Below are 1652 nucleotides of genomic sequence, written 5' to 3' on the forward strand. Positions count from 1 at the left end.
TGGGTACGGTTATCGAGATACAGACTACTTCTTCTTGAAGATAAAAGCGGCTTTCCCCGGAAAGCCGCGATGAACCTTTTTTTTGGGTGTACAGCTGTACCGAACTTCAAAAAATAAAGCCCCCAAATGGAGGCTTTATTCAAACTAGAATGGCTGCTTCTCAGCTATGCTGCGTCGTTTTTGATCAAGTCACTTAATACCGCGAGATCATCAAGTGGGTTAGACAGGTCCGTGACAACATCTTCAACGATAATAGTTTGTTCATCGCTCCCCCCCTCTAATGGAATAGTTAAAGTTACGTCATCACCATCGACATCAACACCAATCGTCGCGAGAAGTGCGTCAACTTCCACGGCATCTGTTGGGTCGTCAAGTAAGTCATTAAGGTCAATCAAATCACCAGACACCCCATTGTGCACCTCGAAATCTTTGATCACATCTGTCCCGCTATCTAGCGTCGAATCAAGCCAAGTAAATAGATTCGAGTCATCATTACCTATTAGTAAATCATTACCAAGTTGGGCAACAAGTTCTTCTCCATTTTCAGCAGTATGAACTTCGTATTGCTCTGCATCAGACACATCAATTGATACGGTTTCTGTACTACTTTCAGCGCCATTTGAGTCAACAACCAGATAATCAAAAGTAACGTCTTCTGTAATTTCTTGATTGCCGGATAGGTATCTCAGCTCCCAACTACCGCCCGATGAAGACAGTTCCATATTAACGATTGGGTTATCTGGCGATGCATAGCTAAATTCATAGAGAATCTGATCATTACCAGTATGGCCTTCATCTTTCTGGTATTGCTCGGTGTGAGTACTACCGTCCAATAAGGTATAAACCACCTCGACATAAACACTACTGTTAGCAGTGAATGAACCGCCCATACCATCAAGTCCAAACGTCACAACATCAAGCGGGTTATCGGTCAGGTCTATGATCAAGGTTTCTTGCATATTCATGCCGTTACCGTCGGTATCACCAATACCATAGCCGACATGTGGCTGTTGGCCATCATACTGTTTCAATGGCTTGTTATTGTTATCGGTGATAGATATCCCGATGGTATTACCATTATCGAGAGTGATTAACCGCTCCGTAGGGCTAACTTCTTCACCCCAGTTGTAGAAACCATCGACCAGGTCAGGCAAATCTTCTGGATCACCACTATAACCCAGCTCAAATTCAGCTCCGGCTCCAGGAACAAAGCTAATGCTGTCTTGGTCAAACAGAGTTCCATCATCAACATCTGTTTGTGTAATTTCCCGAGTCAGACCATCACTGTCGGTAAACAGTAAAGTACCGCTATCGGGCAATGATGTGACTTTGATGTTGAGTGGAATACCATCGTAGTCGTCTTCGTAATCAGAAATATGGTCGTCCGCCAATACATCTGAATCAAACACAATTGGAACAATTAGGTTATCTTCAGCATCGACAGAGAAACTCTCAGCTACAGGACCATCATTCGTTCCGTTAATCGTGATTTTTACAAAACTCGGTGTTCCATCTATCGATGTTAGATAGAACGTTTCCGTAACACTGTCGTCAACGTTAAGGTAATCAAAGGCACTGTTGGCTAAGAAGGTCCAATTACCGTCTTCGTCCATATCGAACGTACCAATCGCTCCGACTGTGTTAACGGCCAC

At 43.6% G+C, this 1652-nt stretch carries 1 protein-coding gene; it reads right to left on the reverse strand.

Annotated elements, in window-relative coordinates; translation table 11 throughout:
• Positions 1–164: 164 nt before the first annotated feature.
• Positions 165–1652 (reverse strand): VCBS domain-containing protein (locus ACHUFI_RS22390; protein WP_394253212.1); only part of this gene is annotated, 1488 nt, incomplete at its 5' end.

The organism is Vibrio profundi, from assembly GCF_043642225.1.
GTDB classification, from domain to species: domain Bacteria; phylum Pseudomonadota; class Gammaproteobacteria; order Enterobacterales; family Vibrionaceae; genus Vibrio; species Vibrio profundi_A.